The organism is Micromonospora sp. NPDC051543, from assembly GCF_044454415.1.
GTDB lineage: Bacteria > Actinomycetota > Actinomycetes > Mycobacteriales > Micromonosporaceae > Micromonospora.
The window spans coordinates 49,569-64,785 of record NZ_JBITDT010000016.1; the positions used below are offsets into that span (position 1 = coordinate 49,569).

The window sequence follows — 15,217 nt, forward strand, 5'->3', positions numbered from 1 at the left end:
TGGCCGACGAATCGGCGAAGCTCAACGCACAGCCAGTTCACCGGGAGGTCGTGACGATGCAGGCCGACGCGTCCCCCTTCTTCATCGGCCCGCACCGGTTCGACGCGCCGGACGACGACGCCGGCCCCACCCTCGACCGGCGGTACGACATGCGCCCGCTGGCGGGCGAGAAGGTGCTCGGGCGGCACCGGCTGCTCGTGGCGGGCTACCTGCTCGGGCCGACCGAGACACGATGCGCCTGGCAGCTCCCCGGGCCTGTCTCAGTGACCGTCACCGACCAGCGGATCTGCTGGGTGGGCACCGGCTCACAGCTCTCGCTGGTCGCCGACGACGCGCCCCGGCCCCGGTCCACCGGCCGCGTGACCGGCCTGATGACCGGCCAGATCCGCTGGCAGTGGCCGTCCCGGCTGGAGCTGCCCGCCGAGCCGCCGCAACTGATGATCGTCTGCGACGCGTTGCGGACGATCCAGCAGCCGGCGCTGGCCCTGGGTGGGTCACCGGGCGAGGTCGTGGCGCTGGCCCAGCAGGTCCGCCGGGCGGTGGCCATGTTCCGCCTCACCCGCCCGCAACTGGTGGACCTCTCCGCCCAGGAGCGCGACGTCCTGCTGCTGCGGGCCGGCCCCGCGCTGCTCGCCGGGGACACCCGGATCACCCTGCCCGGCTCGCTGCCGGTGGAGTTCCGCTCCCGCGACGACTACTACCGTTCGGGGCCGGAGCCCAGCTCCTGGGACCGCTTCGCCGACGGCACGTCCGGGCGTCACTGACGCGAACGCCGGCCGTCGTCAGACGCTGGGGGCGCGTTCCTCTCCTTCGGCGTCCAGCGCGGCAGCCTCCTGCGGCGTCGGCGCGCTCCCACCGAGGTGAGACGGGAGCCACCAGGTGTCCTCCGGGCCGGCCGGCGCATCCGGGTACTCACGCTGGGCGCGCTCCACGAGCGCGCTCAGCCGGGTGGTCAACTCGGCGGCCAGCACGTTCGGGTCCGGAAAGTCCGCCGGCAGAATCGGCTCGCCGATGAGGATCGTGATGGGCGTGTGCCGGCGGGTGAGGGTGCGGGGACGGCCCTTGGTCCAGAGCCGCTGGGTGCCCCACAGCGCGACCGGCAGCACCGGCACCTTCGCCGAACGGGCCATCCGGACGGTGCCGCTCTTGAGTTCCTTGACGGTGAACGACCGGCTGATGGTGGCCTCGGGGAAGACGCCCACCACCTCCCCGCGCTTGAGCGCGTCGACGGCCGTACGGAACGAGGCCGCGCCGGCCTGCCGGTCCACCGGGATGTGGCGCATGCCGCGCATCAGCGGGCCGGAGATCCGGTGCGCGAACACCGACTGCTTGGCCATGAACCGGACGAGCCGACCCGAGGCGTTCGCGCCCAACCCGGCGAAGATGAAGTCGAGATAGCTGACGTGGTTGCTGGCCAGCACCGCCCCGCCCGTGCGGGGCACGTGGTGGGCGCCCTCGATGGTGATCTTCAGGTCGAGGACCCGGAACCACGTCTTGGCAGCGGCGATAACGGGCGGGTACACGAGCTCCGGCATCCGCAGAATCTACCGTGCCCGGCTGGGGATCGCCTGGGTGGCGTACCGGCGGCGACGCGGGTGGCGCGCCGCCGCCGGTACGCCTCGCGCGGCTCAGTCGGCGAGACTGTGCAGATCGAGCCGACCTCGGGCGAAGGCGTCCACCCGCCCCCAACGGCCCGGAATGTCCAGGACCTCGATCCGGCCCATCCCGACCGGCAGACGCGGCTCGACCGCCAGGTGGCCGTCGTGCGGTTCGAGGCCGAGCATGGTGCGCAACAGCAGCAGCGGCGTACCCGTCGACCAGGCCTGCGGGCTGCACGCCGTGGGGTACTCGACCGGGAACTTGGTCAGCTCTCGCGGGTAGCCGCCGAATGCCTCCGGTAGCCGCCCGTCGAAGTAGGTGGCCGCGTCGAGGATGCCGTTGGCGATGGTGGCGGCCTCCTCGGCGAACCCGTAGCGACGCAGACCCCAGGCGATGAACGAGTTGTCGAACGGCCAGATCGTGCCGTTGTGGTAGCCGATCGGGTTGTAGCGGGCCTCCCCCTCGGCGAGCGTGCGCACCCCCCAGCCGGAGAACAGTCGCGGCCCGACCAGGTGCGCCGCCAGCTTCTCGGCCCGCGCCGGATCGACGATCCCGCTCCACAGCAGGTGACCGATGTTGGAGCTGAGGATGTCGCACTGGCGACCGTCCGGGTCCAGGGCCAGCGCGTAGTACCCGCCGTCGTCCACCCACCAGTCCCGGTTGAACCGCTCCTTCAGCTCCGCCGCCTCCCGCTCCAACTGGTCGGCGAACTCCGGGTCGTTCCAAAACAGACGGGCCATCCGCGCGGCGCGGACCTTCGCGTCGTACGCGTACCCCTGCACCTCGCAGGTGGCCCGGGGGAACGGCGGCAGGGTGCCGTCGGAGTAGGAGATCGAGTCCCAGGAGTCCTTCCAGCACTGGTTCTCCAGGCCGGTCTCGGTGTTGCGGCGCTCGTACCAGATGTAGCCGTTGCCGACCAGGTCGGCGTAGCTGTCGATCCACTTGAGCGCGGCCCGGGACTCCTGCTCCAACTCCTTGACCAGTGCCACGTCCCCGCTCCACCGCTCGTACTCGTCGAGCAGCACGAGGAACAGCGGAGTCGCGTCCACCGATCCGTAGTACGGCGAGTGCGGCTGCTCCTCGAAGGCGGCGGTCTCGCCGTACCGCATCTCGTGCAGGATCCGCCCCGGGTCCTCGTCCCGGAAGTCGTCGAACCGGCTGCCCTGTAGGGACGCGAGGATGCGCAGCGTCGTCTTCGACAGTTGCGGCGTGAACGGCAGCGTCTGAAGGCAGGTGAGGATGCTGTCCCGGCCGAACATGGTCATGAACCAGGGCAGACCGGCCGCGGGCAGGGTCGCGCCCCCGAGCGACAGCGGCGAGAAGCGCAGCGCCGCCAGGTCGATCAGGCTGCGTCGGTACGTGCTGGCGACCCGTCCGTACTGACTGTTGACCTTCGGCGCGTCCGCAATCCACTGCTCCAGGTCGTGTTGCAGGGCCAGCCGCTCGCCGCCGTGCACGCGCAGACCCATCCGCAGGTCCCGGTCCCCTGGGCCGACCGCGCGCGTCTGCACGTCGATCTGCGCCTCCCACTGCTCATTCGGTTCCAGGCGAACGGTGTACGTGAAACCCCGGTTGTCGTAGCGCGGCGACATCGACGAGGAAATGATCGTTTCGCGCCGGAAGTTGCCCCGGCGGTAGCCCAGGCGCAGCTTGTCGGCCTCGACCTCGGTATAGATTTCGCCCTTCTTGTTCAGGATCTCGTCCTTGACCTGGAACAGGTCCGCGAAGTCGGCCGCGGCGTCCATCCGTACTTCCAGATCGACCGCCTTCTCGTCGTGGTTGAGGATGGTGAGCTGTTCACAGAAGCTGCCGCCGACCGCGCGCTCGCGGATGATCGACAACTTCGCGTCCACGTAGTGGGTGGCCATCCCCGGCACGAGGAAGAACCGGGACTCGAAGTACTGCAGGTCGTCGTACGAGAGCGAGTTGAGGCGTTCTCCGTTGACGCTCAGCACCCAGGTCGACAGGAACCGGGTGTCGAGGGAGAAGAGCCCGGTCGGTTCGCTCGGCGTCGCCTCGATGTCACCGGTGTCCTCGCAGACGACGAACGTGCTGCCGTCCAGGATCCGAATCGTGTTGCTCTGCCCCATCACCGCACCTCCCCAGCGAATCGGCGACGCGGCCCACGGGCGTCCGGCGACCCGGGGAAGATCCGCTCCACCTGCACCACCAGCCGGGCGTCCCCCGACACCGTCATGTCCCCGCGCAACAGGGCGGCCAGGCCGTGCTCACGGCCGGCCGCTATCTCGTCGAACAGCATCGGGCTGGCGCCGATCACCGTGTCGGCCTCGCTGTCCTCCTGGCTCACGTTGAGCCGTCCACGGTCGATCTTCAGCAGCCAGTGCCGGGTCTGCGCCCCCTCGTGCAGGTCGATCCGCAGTGTCCCGGAGGTCTTCGCCAGCAGAGGCTCGTACCCCCGCCGGTCCAGATCCTCGAAGAACCTCGTGGTCGCGTCCACCATCGGGTCCACTCCTCCCAGTCGGCCGGGCCCAGCGATCACACCCGACGCGCCACGCGTCCCGCGATGCACGTCCCCGCACGGGTCCCCCGACCCCAGGAACCCAACCTCGCCCAATCAGGGTGACCGCCCCTCCCCCCTCCCCCCTCCCCCCTCCCCACCCCCCTGCCCCGGTGATCAAGAGGTTTGCGTCACCGCTCTCGGCGTGTCGTGACGCAAACCTCTTGATCACCGGACCGAGGCGGGCGGGGGGTGGGGGCCGGGGCGGGTTGGGGCGGGGGTGCAGGGCAGGGGGCGCCGGCCCTTCCGGGACGGGAGGGCCGGCGCTCCTGTGCTGCCTGCGTCAGTTGTTCGGCTCGTCGGCGCTGATGTCGGCCAGCACCGACTGCGGCTCACGTTCGACCGCGAGGTCGCCCATCGAAACCAGGCCGATCAGGCGGCCCTCGTCGACCACCGGCAGCCGGCGTACGGCGTAGGTACGCATCAGGTCAGCGGCGGACACCGCGTCGTCGTACTGGCTCACCGTGATCACATCGCGGCTGGTGATCTGGTTCAGCCGGGTCGAGCCCGGGTCCATGTTCTCCGCGACACCCCGGACCGTGATGTCCCGGTCCGTGACGATACCGACGACACTGTCGCCATCGGTCACCACCACGTCACCAATGGCGCTGTCGCGCATCTCCTGCGCGGCGGCGATCAGCGTGTCGTTGCCGTCCATCGTCACCAACCGGGTCGTCATGAACTCTCCGACCGTTGTCATGGTGCTCCCCTCTCGGTGTCGGCACGGCCCGTCTACCCGCCGCCCCGCAGGGGGTAACACCATCGGTCGGCCGGCTATCCGGCCGGCCGGCGCAGGCGGCGCAGTTCGTAGAGACCACTGCTGGTCAGGGTGTAGAACATGGGCAGCAGCAGGAAGATCGTCAGCGCGCACAGCGGATCCGTGACGAGCCCGATGAGCACCGCCAGCGCGTACCCCAGGATGCCGACCGCGGCCCGTGCCCGTTCCGCGCGGAAGAACTTCCGCGGGACGGCCGGGTCGACCAGGTCGTGATGGCGGGACAGATAGTGGTACAGACCGAGCCAACTCGCCGCGAGCAGCATGCCGACCAGGCCGTAGAGGGCGACGCCGGTACGCTCGTCCGCCCGGTCGCCCTGCCGCACGGCCTCAGAGACGATGGAGGTCGCGAAGGGCACCAGTGCCGTCGTGAACAGCACGCCCAGGTTGTAGAACTGCAGGCCCTTCCCGCTGTTGGTCACCCGGGCCAGGGCGGACCGGTGGTTCAGCCAGGTGACGGCCACGAAGACGTACGACGTGACGTACGCGAGATAGGCCGGCCACTGCTCGACGAGCGCGTCGAGCATCTGGCCGCGGCCCACCCGGGGCGGTTGGAGGTCGAGTACCAGCAGCGTGATGACGATGGCGAAGACACCGTCGCTGAACGCGAGCAGCCGAGAGGTCTCCGAGCGCAGGATCGGGCCGCCGTCGAGGGCTCGCCCCCCGTCGTCGCTTCCCCGCCCGACGCTCATCCCACCCCTTCCCGCCTGGACCGGCGCTGACCCGGCGGTCGGGTATACCCGCCGAGGGTCCCGGCACCCGTGCCGCGGGGCAGCGTGCGCCGGCGACGCCGCCTACCGTGGACGAGGTGTTGACGGGCGAGCGTGAGCTGCGGGAGCTGATCGGCGGCAACGCCTGGCTGACCCGGGCGCTGGCGGTGGTCCGCGACTCCGGCCTGCCCGACGCCTGGATCGGCGCGGGCGCGCTGCGCGACCTGGTGTGGGGCGAGCGGTACAGCGACGGGTTCGACCCGACGACCGTCCGCGACGTGGATGTGGTCTTCTTCGACCCGGCGAGGTTGTCCCGCGAGGACGACCAGCGGGCCACCGACCGTCTGGTCGCCGCCTGGTCGGCCCCGCCGTGGCAGGCGCGCAACCAGGCGGCGGTACACACCTGGTACGCCTCGAAGTTCGGCGGAGACCCGATCGCGCCGTACCGGAGCGTCGCCGAGGCGGTGGCCACCTGGCCGGAGTACGCGACAGCCGTGGTCGTGCGCCTACCAGCGGACGGTGAGCTGGAGGTCTGTGCCCCGTATGGCCTGGCGGACCTGCTCGGCGGGGTCTGGCGGCACAACCCGACCCGGGTGGACGTCGCGCTGTCCCGACAGCGGCTGGCCCGCCACCGGCCCGCGCAACGCTGGCCCGGGGTGACCGTGGTCGAGCCGGGCTGACCCGGCCACCGCAGGCGATCCCTCAGGAGCGGGGCGGTATCCCGTACATCCGCTCCACGTGCAGGCGCAGCACCAGCCGCTGCTCGGCGACCATGGCGCTGCGGTATTCGGCCCAGTCCGGGTGCTCGCCGCGCAACGACCGGTAGAGCCCCACGAGTTCCTCGACCGTGGCGTCGTCGACGTCGGCCGCCGTGGCGGTCAGCTCGGCACGCCCCTCGACGACCGCGTACGCCCAGCCGTCCTCGCTGCTGACGTGGAAGCTGGCGCGCGGGTCCCGGCGGAGGTTGGCGGTCTTGGCCCGGCCGTCGGTGACGGACACCCGGATCAGGCCGGCGGCGGCGTCGAACGCGTAGACCACCGTGGACAGCTGCGGTCGCCCGTCACGCTTGATGGTGGCGAGCACGCCCATCGAACGACCGGCGATCAGGTCGGTCAACGCCTGCTGATTGGGGTCCTCCGGCACAGCTTCCTCCAGGTGGCGCGGTCGGCTCCGTCCATCCAAACACGACCGGCGCGCTCCCGCTCCCGACGGGCCGGCGCCCACCACCGACTGCGGGCCCGGACCGTGACCGGCCGGGCCCGCAGGGGACGGTGATCCTCAGCGCCGTTCGGCGGCGACCAACTCGGCGAGCTGTACGGCGTTGAGCGCCGCGCCCTTGCGCAGGTTGTCGTTGGAGCAGAACAGTGCCAGCCCGTACTCGACGGTCTCGTCGGCGCGGATGCGACCCACGTAGGTCGGGTCCTGCCCGGCGGCCTGCAACGGCGTCGGCACGGCGGTCAGCGCGACGCCGGGCGCGTCGGCCAGCAGCTCGTGGGCCCGCTGCGGCGTGATCGGCCGCGCGAAGCGGGCGTTGATCTGCAGCGAGTGGCCGGTGAAGACCGGCACCCGGACGCAGGTGCCGGAGACCTTGAGGTCGGGGATCTCCAGGATCTTGCGGCTCTCGTTGCGGAGCTTCTGCTCCTCGTCGGTCTCGAACGATCCGTCGTCGACGATCGAGCCGGCCAGCGGCAGCACGTTGAAGGCGATCGGCTCGGCGAACGAGCGCGGCGCGGGGAACTCGACGGCCGACCCGTCGAAGGCGAGACCCGAGGCGTGCTCGGCGACCTTGCGGACCTGCTCGTCCAGCTCGGCGACGCCGGCCAGGCCGGCGCCGGAGACCGCCTGGTACGTCGAGACGACCAGGCCGATCAGACCGGCCTCGGCGTGCAGCGGGCGCAGCACCGGCATCGCGGCCATCGTCGTGCAGTTGGGGTTCGCGATGATGCCCTTCGGGCGGTCGGCCGCGGCGTGTGGGTTGACCTCGGCGACCACCAGTGGCACCAGCGGGTCCATCCGGAACGCCGACGAGTTGTCGATCACCACGGCGCCGGCTTCGGCGACCCGCGGAGCCAACTCCCTGGCCGTGCCCTTACCGGCCGAGAAGAGCACGATGTCCAGCTCGGAGTAGTCCGCCGTCGCGGCGTCCTCGACGGTCACCTCCCCGTCGCGCCACGGCAACGTACGCCCCGCGGACCGCGCCGAGGCGAACAACCGCACCTGCTCCGCCGGGAACTCCCGCTCCGCCAGCACCTGCCGCATCACGCCACCGACCTGGCCGGTGGCCCCCACAATGCCGATCCTCATGCCCGGAGGCTACCCACCCCACCCCCGAAACCGGGACCCCTTTCCCACCTCCCGGGTCCCACCTCACACCCGGGCCTCACCCGCGTCGATCATGAAGTTATTGCCACGACACGCCGTGCCAGGTGACAACAACTTCATGATCAACGAGAAGGTCGGCCGGGGTTACGGGAGCAGGATCAGGTCTCCTAGGGCTGCGGACTCCAGGTCTTCGCGGATCACCGATGCGTCGCCCTCGACCACCAGGGTCAGCGCGTCGGTGTGCAGGTGGGTGGCCGCTGCCGCCGACACCTGGTCCACGTCGGCGTTGAGCAGTTCCTCGCGCAGCCGGGCGTGGTAGTCGTCCGGCAGGTCGTGCACCACGAGCGTGGTCAGGGCGGACGCGATCGCCCGGGGGCTCTGCAACTCGACCGAGAGCTGCCCGGCCCGCCACGAGCGGGCCACCGCCAGCTCGTCCTCGGTCACGCCCTCGGCCTGGGTACGGGCGATCTCGCCCACCGACTCGACCAGGGCCGGGGTGGTGACGGCGGTCTGCACGCCGGAGCTGACCGCGAACCGGCCGAACCGGCGGGACGAGGCGAACTCGCCCCGGATGCCGTACGTGTAGCCGCGCACCTCGCGGATGAGGTGGTTGAGCCGGGAGGTGAACGCCCCGCCGAGGACCGTGCCGGCGAGGGTCATCGCCACGTGGTCGGGGTGCGCCCGGTGTGGCGACGGGTGACCGAGCCGCAGCGTGGACTGCACCGAGCCGGGCCGGTCCACCAGGATGATCCGCCGGCCGGCGCGCAGCGGCACCTCGACCGGACCGTCGACCTTGGCCGGACCGCCTCCGGTGCCGGCGAACGCCGCGGCCGCCAGCGCGTCCAGGTCGATCCGGTCCAGGTCACCGGCGACGACCAGGGTGCCGGGCCGCAGGAACCACTCCGAGTGGAAGACGGTGATGTCCTCCACGTCCAGGGCGGCCACCGAGTCCGGGTCGCCGTACATCGGTCGTCCCCACCGGGTGTCGGCGCCGAACAGGTCGGCGCGCAGCGCGGCGTCGGCGCGCGGCCCGGGGTTGGCCCAGTCCATGCGCAGCGCGTTCGCCTCGTCGTCGCGGACCCGCCGCACGTCGGTCGGGTCGAGTCGCGGCGTCCGGACGGCCTCGGCGAGCAGTTCCACGGCGGCGGTCAACCGGTCCACCGGCACCTGCACGCTGATCTGGAACGAGTCCCAGTCCAGCCCGGTCACCAGTTCGGTGCCCAACGCCTCGATGGCCAGCGCGTACGCGGTGGCGTCCCGCTGCGCGGTGCCCTCCTCCAGGGCCTTGGCGAGGACGCCGCCCAGGCCCTCCTTGCCGGTCAGCTCGCGGCCGGCGCCGGCGTCGAGCAGCAGCAGCGCGACGGCGAGGTTCTGCCCGGGCAGGTGCGCGGCGACCACCTGCCCGCCGCCTACCGCGCGGCGGACCACCGGCGGGAACCGGTACGGGCGAGCGGCACCCGGGCCGGGACGGTCGGTGATCAGCGTCATGCGGTCTCCTCGGGCACGTAGGTCAGGGTCACCCGGTCGGCGGCGCCGAGCACCTCGGCGGCCGTCTCGGCGATCTGCTCGGCGGTCACGGCGAGCCAGGCGGGCAGCCGGTCGGCGGCCCGGGCCGGGTCACCGAACTGGGTGGCGTACCGGCCGAGCGTGTCCGCGCGGCCGTCCACCGTCGACATCTGCCGCCACCACGCGGTGCTCAGCAGCGCCTTGGCCCGGTCCAGTTCGGCGGCGGTGACCGGCACGGTGGCCAGCTCGTCGACGACCTCGGCGAGCCCTTCGGTCAGCCGTTCGGCGCTCACCCCGGGCCGGGCCGTGGCGGTGGCGATCAGCGGCGCGGGCGCGTGCGCGAGGTCCACCCCGTACGCGCCGACCAGGTCGGGTTGGGCGATCCGCTCGCCGTCGGCGAGCCGCTGGTAGAGCCGACTGCCCCGACCGCTGCCGAGGACCGTGGCGAGGACGGTGAGCACGTCGTACCCGGGGGTGCCGAACGGGTGGCCGCGGTGCGCGACGTAGACGCGCGGCGCGGGCACGTCGGCGGTCACCGTCTCCACGGCGGGCTGCCCGGTCGCGGGGACGCTGCGGCCGTCCGGGGCGGCCGGGATGTCGGCGCGGGCGGGCAACGCGCCGAAGTACTTGTCGGCCAGCGCGAACACCTCGGCGGCCGTGGCATCGCCGACGACGGTGAGCACCGCGTTGTTCGGCGCGTAGTACATCTCGTGGAACGCCTGGAAGGTCGCGAGGTCGGCGGCGTTCAGGTCGGCCATGGAACCGATCGTCGAGTGGTGGTACGGGTGCCCCGGCGGGTAGAGCAGGGGCAGCAGCCGCAGCCAGGCGTCCCCGTACGGGACGTTCTCGTAGCGCTGCCGGCGCTCGTTCTTGACCACCTCGCGCTGGTTGTCCAGCGTCTCCTGGGTGAGCGCCGGGACGAGCCCGCCCATCCGGTCGGCCTCCAGCCAGAGCGCCAACTCCAGATGCTCGGCCGGGACCGTCTCGAAGTAGTTCGTCCGGTCCGGGTTGGTGGTGGCGTTCAGCGAGCCGCCGGAGCCCTGGATCAGCTTCATGTGTTCGGTCTTCGCCACGTTCACCGAGCCCTCGAACATGAGGTGTTCGAAGAGATGGGCGAAGCCGGTCTGCCCGGCCGGCTCGTGCCGGGATCCGACGTCGTACCAGAGGTTCACGGCCACTGCGGGCGCGGTCCGGTCCTCGCTCACCACCACACGCAGGCCGTTGTCCAGTCGGGACGTCTCGATGGGCCAGGGGTAACCACTGTCGGGCATGGCACGACGCTATCCGATCTCGCGGACGGAAAGGTGACGCGCGGTGCGTCGGCGAGCCGACCCGTCCGCCCGCATCGAGTCCGCCGCTCGGGGTACCGCAGGGGTATGACCCGACCGACCCCACGCCGCGCCGCCCGCGCCGTCGAACGCGCGAGCGCCGCGCTCGGCCGCCTGCGCCACGGCCGGTTGCTGCATCCGGCGGGCGCGTCGTTCTCCGCCATGGTGACGATCTGGGGTACGCCCGGACCGCCCGTCGGGGTCGGCCTCCTGGACGACCCCGGTGAGTACGCGGGCACGGTCCGCCTGTCCCGGGGGACGCCCACGCCGGGCGGGTGGCCGGACGTGCTGGGCCTGGCGCTGCGTGTGCACTCCGGCCAGGGACGCCCGTTCGACCTGCTGGTCAGCTCCAGCGGCGCCGCCCCGGTGCTGCGGAACCTGCCACTGCCCCGCCGGGGCTTCTCCGGGACGTACAGCACGATCATGGGCTATCGCGCGGGCCGCCACCGACTCTGGTTGGCCGCGTTGGCCGACCCGGAGGCGGTCGACCTGGGTCGTACCCTGTCCGCCGTCACGGCCGCGGCCCGGACGGACGCGCCGCGCCTGGTGCTCGCGGTCGCGTCCGCCGTCGGGCCGTGGCGGCCGGTCGGCCAGGTCGGCATCGGCGTCCCGCTGGACGCCCGCCAGGACGCCGCGCTCGCGTTCGACCCGGTGCGCAACCTGCCGTCCGGCCTGCGGTCGGCGGGTCCGCTCGCCTGGCTACGCGAGCAGACCTACCGGGGGTCACGCCGGGCCCGCGGTGCGACGGTTCAGTCCGGCGGCTCGACGGCCACCACGGTCTGATCCGAGGTACGCCGTTCCAGCACCGTGTCGGGGGCCGCGTTCTGGTCCGCCTCGCGCAGGTCCGATTCGGCGAGGATGGCCTCCGCCTGCGCCTGCGGATCGTCACTGCCCGCGGCGACCTCCTCGGGAAGGAGGTGGTGGGCGCGGGACTCCGCCCGCTCCTGCTCGCTCTGCTCGTCACTCATGGCACCCCTGTTACCCCGGGCCCACCCTTCGCACGCGGTGTTCACTCCGCATCCTGGGACGAGGGACCGGCGAGCCCCGTCCGGTCGGGTAGGCTGGCCCGGTGATGAGGACGTATCCATGGTTTAGGCAGCCGGCTGGCACGCCGGTGACTTCACCATGATCTGACGTCACCACGGACCGAGCCGGCCGGGCAGGAGCTGTCGTTTCCGCCCCTCTGCGTACGAGCAGCCGGCTCATCCCGGGCACCGGCCCCGGGCACGGTCGGCGAAAGGATGCCCACCGTGACGACCCCGGAGACCGATCGGGTCAGCGACCAGCGGATCGACCGCGTCGTGCCGCTGACCACACCCGCCCTCTTGCACCACGAGTTGCCCCTGGAAGCCCCGCTCGCCGCGGCCGTGCTGAACCACCGCCGCGCGGTGAGCCGTGTTCTCGACCGCGAGGACGACCGCCTGCTGGTGGTCGTCGGCCCATGCTCGGTGCACGACCCGGCGGCCGCGCTGGAGTACGCCGAGCGTCTGCGCGCCGCCGCCGACCGGCTCGCCGACGACCTGCTCATCGTCATGCGGGTCTACTTCGAGAAACCCCGCTCGACGGTCGGTTGGAAGGGCCTGATCAACGACCCCGGGCTGGACGGCAGCGGGGACGTGAACACCGGCCTGCGCCGGGCCCGGGCGCTGCTGCTCGACGTCCTGCGGCTCGGCCTGCCGGTGGGCTGCGAGTTCCTCGACCCGATCACCCCGCAGTACATCGCCGACACGGTGGGCTGGGGCGCGATCGGCGCCCGCACCGTGGAGAGCCAGGTGCACCGGCAGCTCGCCTCCGGCCTGTCCATGCCGATCGGCATGAAGAACCGCCCCGACGGCAGCATCGGCACGGCCGTGGACGCGATCCGCGCCGCTGGGGTGCCGCACGTGTTCCCGGGCATCGACTTCTCGGGCACCCCCGCGATCATGCACACGCGCGGGAACACCGACGGCCACCTGGTGCTGCGCGGCGGCGGCGGTCGGCCCAACTACGACGCGGCGTCGGTGGCGGGGGCGCTCGACCTGCTCCGGGCCGCCGGGCTGCCCGAGCGTCTGGTGATCGACGCGAGCCACGCCAACAGCGGCAAGGACCACCGCAACCAGCCACTGGTCGCCGCCGACGTGGCCGCCCAACTGGCCGCCGGTCAGCGCGGGATCACCGGCGTGATGCTGGAGTCGTTCCTCCTGCCCGGCCGACAGGACCTCGATCCCACCCGCGAGCTGGTGTACGGCCGTTCGGTGACGGACGCGTGCCTCGGCTGGGACGACACCGCCGAGGTGCTGGCCGAACTGGCCGCCGCCGTACGCGCCCGCCGGGCCACCCTGCCCACCCACGCCTGAGAGGTGTGACGGCCGGCACTACGGAGCACGGAACACGACCGGGTGGTGCCTGGTTAACTGAGGTGTCGGTGTGCTCAGTGTCCCCGGGCCTCACCTAAATAGCCCTCGCGGAATACCGTTCGGCTGGAGCCGCGTCGCGCCACTCGCCGAGAGGCGACCTACACACCGACACCAGCGCCGCCCCCGGCTCACGAGGCCGGGGGCGGCGCTGTCTGTACGCACGGGGCAGGCGCAGGGCGTGACGTTTGACCGATTCCGGCCCGGGTAGCTGACCAACGTGACCGACGACGCATCCGTGGCCGACGAGCCGGACACCCGCGCCCTCGACGACCTGCTCGACGACATCTACCGGGGTCAGGAGCGCATCCAACAGGCGGAGATCTACCGCCGGGCCGTCGCCGCCGAACTCCCGCCGGACCTGCTCGCCCGCATCGACGCGTTGCCGGAGGGCGAGTACGCGGTGGACGAGGCCAGCGACCTGCTGGGCGGCAGCGTCGCGTGAGCGGAACGAGCGCAGCCAGCGAGCCCAGCGACGCGAAGGGACGACACACCATGACGCACCACGAGGACCACGACGAGAAGGTCCCGGCGCTGGGCCAGCCGCCGGAGGGCACGGACACCACGCCCGAGCCGGACTTCGCCAACGAGCACGACCGCACGGCGGTGGACCGCGACATCATCACCGGAGCGGACGAGGACGAACGCGAGCCGGAGTCGCCGCACGGGTGGTCCGGCATGCAGCGTTGACACGTACGACAGGAGGGGGCCGGCATCTGCCGGCCCCCTCCTCGCGTCTGCTCGTCAGTCGTCGTCGTGTCCGCCCTCGGCGGCCTGCTGGGCCGAGGCGTACGCCATCTGGAGGAAGTCCGAGGCCGCCACGGCGGTGAGCGCGGTCGCCACCAGGCGGGTCAGCCGGGGGGCGAGGACCAGTCCCCCGGTGAGCCCTGTGGCCACCCAGACCGCCAGGCAGAACGGGCAGCTCAGCAACTCGCCGATCGCGTGCCGGGTGGAGCTGCCCGAGTCGCGGACCTGCTCCATCACCTCGCCGCTGCCGATCGGCCGGTCGTACCGGGTGAACGGGGCCCGCAACGGGCTGGTCACCGCGTCCTTCGACAGCAGCCGGCTGAGCTTGTGCGTGGCGATGGAGAGGAGCACCACGTCGGCGACGGCGGGACGCTCCGGCACCGTCCGCCCGGTCACCTTGACCAGGCCGGCGAGCGCTCCGGTGACGCCCGCGTAGGTGCCCATCGCGGCCAGGTAGCCGCCGAGCGGTCGATGCTCGTGCGGCGCGTACGCCCGGCGCAGCCGCGCCACCCTCTGTCGCAGGCCAGTGTCGGTCACCGGTCTCCTTCCGTGTCGTCGTGGTACGAGAGTTCCGAACGTCCGGCGTGTCTCAACCGGCCTGAAGGTTGTCGGCGACCTCGCGGGCCAGGTTGGTCAGCGCCTCATCGGCCAACTGGTCCGGGTCGGCACCCGAGCCGTCGGTCAGGTCCAGCTGGATCCGCGCGCCGCCGGAGTCGGCCGGATCCACCCGGATCTCGGCCGCCCAGTCGGCGTCGCCCCAGCGGGCCCGCAGCTCCTCCCCGCTGACCTCGGCCGGAGGGCTCCCGTCGGACCGCAGTGGCGCGGGCAACCAGGCCGAGGCTCGGGCCGGGTCGGTGGCCGTGTTGAAGACCACCTCGGGGGGCGCGGACATGCCACGCACGGCTCGCGCCGCCATCAGGCGTCCCGCAGGCGGCTCGGGTCGACCTCCCGGCCCGGGTGGCGGGCCAGGTACTCGGTCTCCAGCTCCGCCGTACGCCGCAGATGGTTCGCGAGCGCGGAATCCGCCGCGTGACGCAGCGTGTCCAGCCGGGTGCGGTGCAGGCTGTGCATCTCGCGGATCAGATCGTCGTCGGTCAGCTCCGTCGGGTCGATGCCCACCTCGTCGCCGTCAAATTCGGCGCCGACCGCGTCGCCGTCGAGTTCGGCGCCCCCGGGGTCGGCGAAGTGGTCGCCGTCCCACTCGGGCACCCGCTGCTCCGGGCTCATCTCCCTACCCCCGTTGGACGCAAATCCGTCCTCGCGTACCGATCCGGTCATCATCGCCCCCCTGGTCTCGTTTGGGCTGGCGCCTAGACGGA

At 72.1% G+C, this 15,217-nt stretch carries 19 protein-coding genes; 6 read left to right on the forward strand and 13 right to left on the reverse strand.

Annotated features, from left to right (window positions below; all coding sequences use genetic code 11):
* Positions 1 to 56: 56 nt before the first annotated feature.
* A complete protein-coding gene (locus ACIA3K_RS25680; RefSeq protein ID WP_396804234.1) occupies positions 57 to 764 on the forward strand; it encodes a hypothetical protein in 708 nt (235 codons plus the stop codon).
* An 18-nt stretch (positions 765 to 782) separates the two neighbouring features.
* Here the strand turns inward: ACIA3K_RS25680 and ACIA3K_RS25685 are convergent, their stop codons facing one another.
* The 5 genes from ACIA3K_RS25685 to ACIA3K_RS25705 all read right to left on the reverse strand — a co-directional run bounded on the left by ACIA3K_RS25685 (position 783) and on the right by ACIA3K_RS25705 (position 5,584).
* Positions 783 to 1,535: a lysophospholipid acyltransferase family protein gene (locus ACIA3K_RS25685; RefSeq protein WP_396804235.1), complete on the reverse strand. Its 753-nt coding sequence runs from the start codon at positions 1,533 to 1,535 to the stop codon at positions 783 to 785.
* Positions 1,536 to 1,628: 93 nt separating this feature from the next.
* Positions 1,629 to 3,689 (reverse strand): glycogen debranching N-terminal domain-containing protein, encoded by a 2,061-nt coding sequence (locus ACIA3K_RS25690; RefSeq protein WP_396804236.1) that lies wholly within the window; start codon positions 3,687 to 3,689, stop codon positions 1,629 to 1,631.
* Positions 3,689 to 4,060 carry an SCP2 sterol-binding domain-containing protein gene (locus tag ACIA3K_RS25695; protein WP_396804237.1) on the reverse strand — a complete coding sequence of 124 codons (372 nt, stop codon included), beginning with the start codon at positions 4,058 to 4,060 and terminating at the stop codon, positions 3,689 to 3,691. Before ACIA3K_RS25695 ends, ACIA3K_RS25690 begins: the two co-directional genes overlap by 1 nt.
* 340 nt (positions 4,061 to 4,400) lie before the next feature.
* Positions 4,401 to 4,817, reverse strand: a complete 417-nt coding sequence (locus ACIA3K_RS25700) for a CBS domain-containing protein (RefSeq protein ID WP_355052239.1) — start codon at positions 4,815 to 4,817, stop codon at positions 4,401 to 4,403.
* Between the two features lie 74 nt (positions 4,818 to 4,891).
* Positions 4,892 to 5,584: a TMEM175 family protein gene (locus ACIA3K_RS25705; protein ID WP_396804238.1), complete on the reverse strand. Its 693-nt coding sequence runs from the start codon at positions 5,582 to 5,584 to the stop codon at positions 4,892 to 4,894.
* A 116-nt stretch (positions 5,585 to 5,700) separates the two neighbouring features.
* On the opposite strand from ACIA3K_RS25705, the gene ACIA3K_RS25710 reads away from it, so the two are divergent.
* On the forward strand, positions 5,701 to 6,282 hold the full coding sequence (locus tag ACIA3K_RS25710; RefSeq protein ID WP_396804239.1) for a nucleotidyltransferase family protein: 582 nt from the start codon (positions 5,701 to 5,703) through the stop codon (positions 6,280 to 6,282).
* Positions 6,283 to 6,304: 22 nt separating this feature from the next.
* Here ACIA3K_RS25710 and ACIA3K_RS25715 read toward each other — a convergent pair whose 3' ends face one another.
* The 4 genes from ACIA3K_RS25715 to ACIA3K_RS25730 form a co-directional block, all read right to left on the reverse strand.
* The gene (locus tag ACIA3K_RS25715) at positions 6,305 to 6,745 is read right to left on the reverse strand and encodes a PPOX class F420-dependent oxidoreductase (RefSeq protein WP_396804240.1); all 441 of its coding nucleotides are present in this window, start codon (positions 6,743 to 6,745) and stop codon (positions 6,305 to 6,307) included.
* Between the two features lie 135 nt (positions 6,746 to 6,880).
* On the reverse strand, positions 6,881 to 7,906 hold the full coding sequence (locus tag ACIA3K_RS25720) for an aspartate-semialdehyde dehydrogenase (protein WP_396804241.1): 1,026 nt from the start codon (positions 7,904 to 7,906) through the stop codon (positions 6,881 to 6,883).
* A gap of 162 nt (positions 7,907 to 8,068) precedes the next feature.
* The gene (locus tag ACIA3K_RS25725) at positions 8,069 to 9,412 is read right to left on the reverse strand and encodes a M16 family metallopeptidase (protein WP_396804242.1); all 1,344 of its coding nucleotides are present in this window, start codon (positions 9,410 to 9,412) and stop codon (positions 8,069 to 8,071) included.
* Positions 9,409 to 10,701: a M16 family metallopeptidase gene (locus tag ACIA3K_RS25730; protein WP_396804243.1), complete on the reverse strand. Its 1,293-nt coding sequence runs from the start codon at positions 10,699 to 10,701 to the stop codon at positions 9,409 to 9,411. Before ACIA3K_RS25730 ends, ACIA3K_RS25725 begins: the two co-directional genes overlap by 4 nt.
* Positions 10,702 to 10,806: 105 nt before the next feature.
* On the opposite strand from ACIA3K_RS25730, the gene ACIA3K_RS25735 reads away from it, so the two are divergent.
* Positions 10,807 to 11,541, forward strand: a complete 735-nt coding sequence (locus ACIA3K_RS25735) for a phosphodiesterase (protein WP_396804244.1) — start codon at positions 10,807 to 10,809, stop codon at positions 11,539 to 11,541.
* Here the strand turns inward: ACIA3K_RS25735 and ACIA3K_RS25740 are convergent.
* Positions 11,508 to 11,726 (reverse strand): hypothetical protein, encoded by a 219-nt coding sequence (locus tag ACIA3K_RS25740; protein ID WP_396804245.1) that lies wholly within the window; start codon positions 11,724 to 11,726, stop codon positions 11,508 to 11,510. The genes ACIA3K_RS25735 and ACIA3K_RS25740 overlap by 34 nt on opposite strands.
* A 273-nt stretch (positions 11,727 to 11,999) precedes the next feature.
* On the opposite strand from ACIA3K_RS25740, the gene ACIA3K_RS25745 reads away from it, so the two are divergent.
* From ACIA3K_RS25745 to ACIA3K_RS25755, 3 genes are all read left to right on the forward strand, one after another.
* The gene (locus ACIA3K_RS25745) at positions 12,000 to 13,094 is read left to right on the forward strand and encodes a 3-deoxy-7-phosphoheptulonate synthase (protein WP_396804246.1); all 1,095 of its coding nucleotides are present in this window, start codon (positions 12,000 to 12,002) and stop codon (positions 13,092 to 13,094) included.
* Positions 13,095 to 13,362: 268 nt separating this feature from the next.
* Positions 13,363 to 13,596, forward strand: a complete 234-nt coding sequence (locus tag ACIA3K_RS25750) for a hypothetical protein (protein ID WP_396804307.1) — start codon at positions 13,363 to 13,365, stop codon at positions 13,594 to 13,596.
* Between the two features lie 50 nt (positions 13,597 to 13,646).
* Complete coding sequence (locus tag ACIA3K_RS25755) at positions 13,647 to 13,841, forward strand: hypothetical protein (protein ID WP_396804247.1); 195 nt, start codon at positions 13,647 to 13,649, stop codon at positions 13,839 to 13,841.
* A gap of 54 nt (positions 13,842 to 13,895) precedes the next feature.
* Here the strand turns inward: ACIA3K_RS25755 and ACIA3K_RS25760 are convergent, their stop codons facing one another.
* From ACIA3K_RS25760 to ACIA3K_RS25770, 3 genes are read right to left on the reverse strand one after another with little or no spacing between them, the layout of a single operon-like run.
* Positions 13,896 to 14,435 carry a DUF1360 domain-containing protein gene (locus ACIA3K_RS25760; RefSeq protein ID WP_355052228.1) on the reverse strand — a complete coding sequence of 180 codons (540 nt, stop codon included), beginning with the start codon at positions 14,433 to 14,435 and terminating at the stop codon, positions 13,896 to 13,898.
* A gap of 52 nt (positions 14,436 to 14,487) precedes the next feature.
* A complete protein-coding gene (locus ACIA3K_RS25765) occupies positions 14,488 to 14,814 on the reverse strand; it encodes a hypothetical protein (protein ID WP_355052227.1) in 327 nt (108 codons plus the stop codon).
* A complete protein-coding gene (locus ACIA3K_RS25770; protein WP_396804248.1) occupies positions 14,814 to 15,179 on the reverse strand; it encodes a DUF6158 family protein in 366 nt (121 codons plus the stop codon). Before ACIA3K_RS25770 ends, ACIA3K_RS25765 begins: the two co-directional genes overlap by 1 nt.
* Between the last annotated feature and the right edge of the window lie 38 nt (positions 15,180 to 15,217).

Bases quoted from the DNA above. Each gene is read 5' to 3' on its own strand.
- ACIA3K_RS25680 (WP_396804234.1), top strand. From the start codon at position 57: ATGCAGGCCGACGCGTCCCCCTTCTTCATCGGCCCGCACCGGTTCGAC.
- ACIA3K_RS25685 (WP_396804235.1), bottom strand. From the start codon at position 1,535: ATGCCGGAGCTCGTGTACCCGCCCGTTATCGCCGCTGCCAAGACGTGG.
- ACIA3K_RS25690 (WP_396804236.1), bottom strand. From the start codon at position 3,689: ATGGGGCAGAGCAACACGATTCGGATCCTGGACGGCAGCACGTTCGTC.
- ACIA3K_RS25695 (WP_396804237.1), bottom strand. From the start codon at position 4,060: ATGGTGGACGCGACCACGAGGTTCTTCGAGGATCTGGACCGGCGGGGG.
- ACIA3K_RS25700 (WP_355052239.1), bottom strand. From the start codon at position 4,817: ATGACAACGGTCGGAGAGTTCATGACGACCCGGTTGGTGACGATGGAC.
- ACIA3K_RS25705 (WP_396804238.1), bottom strand. From the start codon at position 5,584: ATGAGCGTCGGGCGGGGAAGCGACGACGGGGGGCGAGCCCTCGACGGC.
- ACIA3K_RS25720 (WP_396804241.1), bottom strand. From the start codon at position 7,906: ATGAGGATCGGCATTGTGGGGGCCACCGGCCAGGTCGGTGGCGTGATG.
- ACIA3K_RS25725 (WP_396804242.1), bottom strand. From the start codon at position 9,412: ATGACGCTGATCACCGACCGTCCCGGCCCGGGTGCCGCTCGCCCGTAC.
- ACIA3K_RS25730 (WP_396804243.1), bottom strand. From the start codon at position 10,701: ATGCCCGACAGTGGTTACCCCTGGCCCATCGAGACGTCCCGACTGGAC.
- ACIA3K_RS25735 (WP_396804244.1), top strand. From the start codon at position 10,807: ATGACCCGACCGACCCCACGCCGCGCCGCCCGCGCCGTCGAACGCGCG.
- ACIA3K_RS25740 (WP_396804245.1), bottom strand. From the start codon at position 11,726: ATGAGTGACGAGCAGAGCGAGCAGGAGCGGGCGGAGTCCCGCGCCCAC.
- ACIA3K_RS25745 (WP_396804246.1), top strand. From the start codon at position 12,000: ATGCCCACCGTGACGACCCCGGAGACCGATCGGGTCAGCGACCAGCGG.
- ACIA3K_RS25755 (WP_396804247.1), top strand. From the start codon at position 13,647: ATGACGCACCACGAGGACCACGACGAGAAGGTCCCGGCGCTGGGCCAG.
- ACIA3K_RS25765 (WP_355052227.1), bottom strand. From the start codon at position 14,814: ATGGCGGCGCGAGCCGTGCGTGGCATGTCCGCGCCCCCCGAGGTGGTC.
- ACIA3K_RS25770 (WP_396804248.1), bottom strand. From the start codon at position 15,179: ATGATGACCGGATCGGTACGCGAGGACGGATTTGCGTCCAACGGGGGT.